Origin of the sequence: Clostridium moutaii (assembly GCF_041205085.1) — a bacterium.
GTDB classification, from domain to species: Bacteria; Bacillota; Clostridia; order Clostridiales; family Clostridiaceae; genus Clostridium_B; species Clostridium_B moutaii.
The window spans coordinates 210,905-217,618 of record NZ_JBGEWD010000005.1 but is presented as its reverse complement, the minus strand read 5'-3'; the positions used below and the strand labels follow the sequence as shown (position 1 = coordinate 217,618).

5 protein-coding genes are annotated in these 6,714 nt (G+C 30.7%); 3 read left to right on the top strand and 2 right to left on the bottom strand.

Going from position 1 to position 6,714, the window contains the following annotated elements; all coding sequences use genetic code 11:
- Positions 1–106: 106 nt before the first annotated feature.
- Positions 107–1,030: a response regulator gene (locus AB8U03_RS07520; protein ID WP_369703931.1), complete on the bottom strand. Its 924-nt coding sequence runs from the start codon at positions 1,028–1,030 to the stop codon at positions 107–109.
- Positions 1,031–1,034: 4 nt separating this feature from the next.
- The gene (locus tag AB8U03_RS07515; protein ID WP_369703930.1) at positions 1,035–2,342 is read right to left on the bottom strand and encodes a sensor histidine kinase; all 1,308 of its coding nucleotides are present in this window, start codon (positions 2,340–2,342) and stop codon (positions 1,035–1,037) included.
- 267 nt (positions 2,343–2,609) lie between these two features.
- Between AB8U03_RS07515 and AB8U03_RS07510 the strand changes: the two genes are divergently transcribed.
- The 3 genes from AB8U03_RS07510 (at position 2,610) to AB8U03_RS07500 (ending at position 6,708) form a co-directional block, all read left to right on the top strand.
- Complete coding sequence (locus AB8U03_RS07510) at positions 2,610–3,917, top strand: cation:dicarboxylate symporter family transporter (protein ID WP_369703929.1); 1,308 nt, start codon at positions 2,610–2,612, stop codon at positions 3,915–3,917.
- Between the two features lie 195 nt (positions 3,918–4,112).
- Positions 4,113–5,822 (top strand): ASKHA domain-containing protein, encoded by a 1,710-nt coding sequence (locus AB8U03_RS07505; RefSeq protein ID WP_369703928.1) that lies wholly within the window; start codon positions 4,113–4,115, stop codon positions 5,820–5,822.
- Positions 5,823–5,835: 13 nt separating this feature from the next.
- On the top strand, positions 5,836–6,708 hold the full coding sequence (locus tag AB8U03_RS07500; RefSeq protein ID WP_369703927.1) for a uroporphyrinogen decarboxylase family protein: 873 nt from the start codon (positions 5,836–5,838) through the stop codon (positions 6,706–6,708).
- Positions 6,709–6,714 lie beyond the last annotated feature (6 nt).

Genomic DNA, 6,714 nt, shown 5'->3' with positions numbered 1-6,714 from the left:
TTTAAAAGTTCAAAAAATGTGTCTACTTTATTGACATAGATCCAAACAGTGTATTTTAAAATAGAAGTTGAATATAAAAAGGCACCAAATTAATTTTGGCTCCTTTTTATAATGAATTGAATTTAAGATGTTTTTGGGATTCTAAATACAATACTTTTATAAATTTCTTAACATTTATGTGAATAGTAGTATTTGAAGGAATGTTATTTTGAAGCTCGAGCATTCTTTTTCTAACTTCAGTAAAATCAAAAAATTCTGCGGCATATTTTTCAAATTTAGGGTTGGAATAATCAGTGAGACCAAGAGAAGCTATGTAATTTAACGACTGCATAACGGTTCTTCTGATTCTTTGTTCAGAAGCTTTAACTTCTTTCCTTATATTCATCAAATCAGTCTTTTTACCCAGCTTTTCCTCTGCAATACGAGTAAATAATTCTTTAAGTGGAGGAAAATTTTTTTCTGTCTGGGCGTCACCTTCATGGGTATGTATATATTTTACAATGGAAAGTAAATCCTTACTGCCGCTTTCACCAATTATACCCAGATCACTTAAGATAAATTCGCTGTATTCTAAAATGTTTCTATTTATTATAGTTTCATTTTTTGAATTATCTACTTTTAAAAAATTTATAGTATCTTGAATATAATTTATGGATTTTTCAAGTTTTATGTGAGAAATAACCCTTTTTATAACCTCAATAACCTCGAGTTTATTTAAGGGTTTGGTAATATAATATTGAACTCCTAGTGAATAGGCCTTAACTATCATTTCTTTATTTTCTACTTGAGAAATCATTATTGATTTACCTTTAAAGGATGAATCCAGTTCACTTATAGTTTGAAGACCGTCTTTAATGGGCATTAAAAGATCAATTACAAGTATATCTACATTTTTAGTGCGTAAAAAATCACTACATATCAAAGAGCCATTTACTGCTTCACCTACTACGTCTCCCAAATTGTTATCTTCAATAATTTCCCACAGCATTGAACGAATAGCTTCATCATCGTCTACAATAAAAAAATTCATATGATCACCCCTTTTTTATTAAGCTTTCAACGGGAATTTCAATAGTGAAAATAGTTCCACTGCAATTAGGTGTATTGCTAAAAAAAATTTTGCCCCTTAAATTTGTGGCTACTTCTTTTACATAAGAAAGTCCTATACCTGTGGAAGGTTCTCCAAATTCATTGTATTTTGTCGTATAGCCTGGTTTGAAAATAAGTTCCCTCTTTTTTTGTGGTATTCCAGTGCCAGTATCCTCTATTTGAAATACAATTAAATTACATTTTTTATTTATGTAAATTTTTATAATACCGATTTTCTCTATGGATTCTACAGAATTTGATACTAAGTTGTTTATAAGTGACATTACAGTATAGCTGTGAAGTTCAGGTATACCTGGGGATATATCTATAAAAAATTTAATTTCTTTTCCAAGGGATATAGAATATTTTCTATTTGTTTCAACTAGTATATTGATAATTTCATTTACATTCATATAGTCTTTAGAGTTCTCAGATAAAATCATTTTAGAGAGACCTGCATATATCCTTTGGTTATCCTTTTTTATTTCATGTACCTGCCCTGCAATATCCAATAATTCTTGTGCTAGTTTTTTAGAGTCAAATTTAGAATAATCATAGTGATTATTTTGAAGTTCTTCATATAAATTATAACAATTTCTTGTGATATTTTCAGCATAGGTCAGTGATTTTTTTAATTGAACAGATTCAGCATATAAGTTTGAAATAAGTAAAAACATATACCTGTTTTTTTCCTCTTTTTGTTTGGCGAAAGTTCTAATCTCGTTTAATTTTATTATATTAAAAAATCCAAGTACAAAAAAGCTTCGTGTAATAGCAATAATGCAAATTAATCCTAGAGTATAAATTGAAATTGAATTTCCAAGTAATAAAAATCTTATTATCAGCTCCGTGGTGGAGGAAATTATATCTATAATAGTAGCTATTATGCCTATTAAAAGGGGTCTGTTATGAAAACTGTTTACTTTTGTAATGTATAATAAGAATGAAAATACTAGATAGTAGAAAAAAGCTGGGAAATTCAATAAAAATTCATTGGAAAACTTAAATCCACTTTGCAATATATAATCAAGTGCAATTCTAAAAGCAACAGTAGAAGTGCCAACAACAATTCCATATAAGATCAGAGGTATTTTTTTTACCCACAGCAGAAAAAATAAAAACATGGCAGAGCTGAAACTGACACGAAAAGTATTGTGAAATGGATAAAATTTTAACTCACTTATTATTGGTATTGAAATTACCATTAGTACTAAAATAAATAGATCATCTTTTAAATTTGAAGTATTTTTCAAGTAAATATTCACCTCTTTAATGCACTTCTTAAAACATAAAATATTATACCATAAAAGCATAATTATGTTTTTGAAAAACATGAAGTATAAAGAAACCATATATTCATTAATTATAAAATTAAAAAAATTTTTGTATATTGAGATATAATAATGTAGTTTTTTATATATCAGCATATAAGATATATTTGAAATGGGAAAATGTTTTCAAAGCTTTTATACATTTTTTATGTACATTGATTTTATTATAATAATCTGGGAGGGAATAAAATGAAAAAAAAGCTTAAAGGTGGACTGGCTACTCAAATTCTCATAGGGCTTGTACTTGGAGTTGTAGTAGGTGCTGTGTTTTACGGTAATCCAACTGTAAGTAAGATTTTGCAGCCCTTTGGAACTATTTTTATACGATTGATCAAGATGATAGTTATACCAATTGTAGTGTCCTGCCTTATAATAGGTGTTGCCGGAGTTGGAGATATGAAGAAAATAGGTATTCTGGCACTGAAGACAATAGTATATTTCGAAATAATGACTACTATTGCCCTTATTGTAGGAGTTATATTTGCAAATGTATTTCATCCAGGTACAGGTGTTGACATGAGTACACTTTCCAAGACTAGTATCAGCAGTTATGTAAACACTGCAAAGGAAGCCAGCAATAAAGGATTTATAGATACTGTAATCAATATAGTTCCAAGCAATATTGCAGAATCCTTAAGTAAGGGAGACATGCTTCCTATTATATTCTTTTCCGTTATGTTTGGACTTGGAATTGCAGCTGTTGGAGAGAAGGGGAAACCTTTATTGAAGTTATTTCAGGGTACAGCAGAAACAATGTTTTGGGTAACAAATACAATTATGAAAACTGCACCTATTGGAGTATTTGCACTTATTGGAGTAACTGTATGCAATTTTGGACTTAAATCTCTTGTTCCCCTGGGGAAATTAATGGTATTGGTTTATGCGGCTATGATTTTATTTATACTGGTATTTATGGGAATAGCAGCAAAGATTGTAGGTAATAGTGTATTTAAAATAATAAGAATATTAAAGGATGAGATTTTACTTGCCTTTAGTACAGCCAGTTCGGAAACAGTACTTCCAAGAATAATGGAAAAGATGGAAAAATACGGATGCCCGAACTCGATTGTATCTTTTGTAGTTCCTACAGGATATACTTTTAATCTGGATGGTTCAACTCTTTATGAATCCATTGCAGCCATATTTATTGCTCAATTATATGGAATACATCTTTCTATTGGAGCTCAAATAAGTTTAATAATAGTGCTTATGATAACTTCCAAAGGCATAGCAGGTGTTCCAGGAGCTTCTTTTGTAGTATTGCTTGCTACATTAGGTGCCGTAGGTCTTCCAATAGAAGGACTTGCTTTCATAGCTGGAATTGATCGTCTTTTAGATATGGCAAGGACGGTAGTAAATGTGGTGGGAAATTCTCTTGCCAGCATATTTGTTTCCAACTGGGAGCATAAATATGATAGAGAAAAAGGTGAAAAGTATTATGAGTACATTAAGAAAAACGGTGACACTATGAATATCAGTAGTAATATAACAGCTTAACAAATATAAAGATGAGAATTTAAGGTTATTAATTCTCATCTTTATATTTTTTTGTTATAAGTAAATATTAAAGTATAAGGAATATAAATCAGGTAAAGAATCATGCTGTGATACAATAGATACTGTAAGTTAAAAAATTAAAGAAAAACAATAAGCTTTTACTATTTGTTCATATAGCTTAAAGGGGAAGATAAAATGTGCTGTATTACTTTTTTAGATAGGAATATAAAAATTCATGTAAAAAAAGGTACAAAACTTGTAGATTGTATAAGAAAAGCGGGTTTTAATATAGAAACTCCTTGTGGTGGTTCGGGGAAATGTGGAAAGTGCAAAGTCAGGGTCTTTGGAGAACTAAGTCCTAAAACTACAGAAGAATGTAATCTGACAGAAGAAGAAAATATCAGGTTGTCCTGTATAGCCAAAGTACAGGGTGATGTAAGCATAGAGATTACTCAAAAAGAAAATGATTTAAAAACTATAAATAGGGGATATTGCAAAAACGTAGAAGTTAAAAGTGGTTTTGAAAAATTAGAATTATTTAAGGATAATTCTACAGGTTCTAATATAAATTACAAGGTGGGAAACTTAAATGTATTAAAAAAAATAGGGTTATTGGAAAAAGACAAATTAAAAAAAGTTCAGGGAGTTCTATTTGAAAAAACTCTCATAGATGTAGATGGGTATATAGAAAATATATTAGGAGTTGCAGTGGATATAGGAACAACTGGAATATCTTCCTATCTTGTAGACTTAAAAAATGGACAAGTGTTAAAAAGGGTTTCAGGTTTAAATCCTCAGACAAAATATGGTGGAGATGTAATTTCAAGGATAACTTATTCTATGGAAAATGAAGATGGAAGTGAAATTTTAAGTAGATGTATAAGAAAAAAAATAGATTGTATGATTGAAGAGCTAATACGGGAAAATTATCAAAGACAGGACATTTACAGAATTTCCATAGCAGCTAATACTACTATGCTTCATTTATTTCTGGGGGTAAAGGCAGACTCTATAGCTGTATTTCCCTATAGATCCATATTTTTAAATGAATTGAATTTAAGAGCAGAAGAACTTGGAATACATATAAATGGACAGGGTATAGTTACAATTCTACCCTCGGCTTCATCTTATATAGGAGCTGATATAATCTCGGGAATTGTAGCTGTAGATTTCCACAAAAGATCCCACCCTTCTTTATTTATAGACATAGGCACTAATGGAGAAATAGTTGCCATATGCAGTGGAAAAATGGTGGCTTGTTCTACTGCAGCGGGCCCAGCGCTTGAAGGAATGAATATTGACTGTGGAATGAGGGCGGAAGAAGGAGCAATAGATAGTTTTAAAATAGATGAAAATTATGAATTAAATTATACTACTATAGGAAGTAAAGGGACAGTTGGAATCTGTGGCAGTGCCTTATTGGACATTGGGGCAGCTTTCCTGGAAAGCAGTATAATAACTAAAACCGGTGGATTCAGTAAAGAGCTTCCAGATAAAATTAGCAATAGATTGGTGGGAAAAAATTTTTATATAACAGATAAGGTATTTATATCACAGAGGGATATAAGACAGATTCAATTAGCTAAGGGAGCTATATGTTCGGGTATGGAAATGCTTTTGAAAGAAATAGATATAGATATCAAAGATATAGAGGAAATAGTTATAGCAGGTGCTTTTGGATATCATATTAATGAAGAAAGTATAAAAAAAATAGGCCTTATTCCAAGAGGGTTTAATGGAAAAATAAATTTTGTGGGAAATTCTTCTGTAGAAGGGGCAAGAATGGCTATTGTAAATAAGGATAAACTCCAGGAAATGAGCAAAATAAGAAAAAGTATAAAGGTGATAGAGCTTTCTGCAAGAGATGATTTTCAAGAGTATTTTATAAAAGCACTGAATTTTTAAAAGAGGTGATTAAATGGAAAACACTCCTGATTTTAAATGCGTAATTGACAATGAGGATGAAATACCTGAGGAAGCGGTAAAAAATACAGGTATTAGCTTTCCGGAAGTACATTACAATGGAGAAGATATGTCCAGACTTGCAAGGGCCATAAGAATATATAACAAGGATACTATATCCATGGTACCATTTTGCATGACTGTAGAAGCAGAAGCTCTTGGAGCAGATATAAATATGGGGGATATGAAAAGAGGCCCAAGAGTTTCAAATTATATATTTAAAAATATAGAAGATTTTAAGAAAATAGAACATATAGACTTAAGTAAAAAGAGAATTAGTCAGGTATTAAAAGCTGTGAATATTTTGAGCAGCAGTGGAGAGCAAACTGCGCTGGCTGTCCAGGGCCCATTCACTATAATGAGTTCATTGATGGATCCAAGAACATTTTATAAAGCAGTTAGAAAAGATACAACTGTGGTAGATGATTTTATGGAAGTGATTATAGATAGTATAGTGACTTTTGTAGAAGCAGGAGTTAAAAATGGAGCAAGAATAATTTCTTTTGGAGATTCGGCAGGAACCTTGGATATATTAGGGCCTAGAATATATAAAAATTACAGCGGAAGATATAGTTATGAAGTTTTGAAAAAAATATATCCGAAATTACAAGATGCCATTGTACATTTTTGTGGAATAACTTCAAATTCTATGGACAGGGGAGGTTTCTTAACTTCTGAACCCATTGAAGTTAAGAGTGGAATTACCTATGGAGAAGCATTAAATGACATAATGAAAAATAGAAAAGATATTAAGATAGTAGGACATAATTGTTTGAGAAAAACTCCAACTAAGATGAAAACACCTATAGTTTGGAAAATAAATTTGTAATAAATT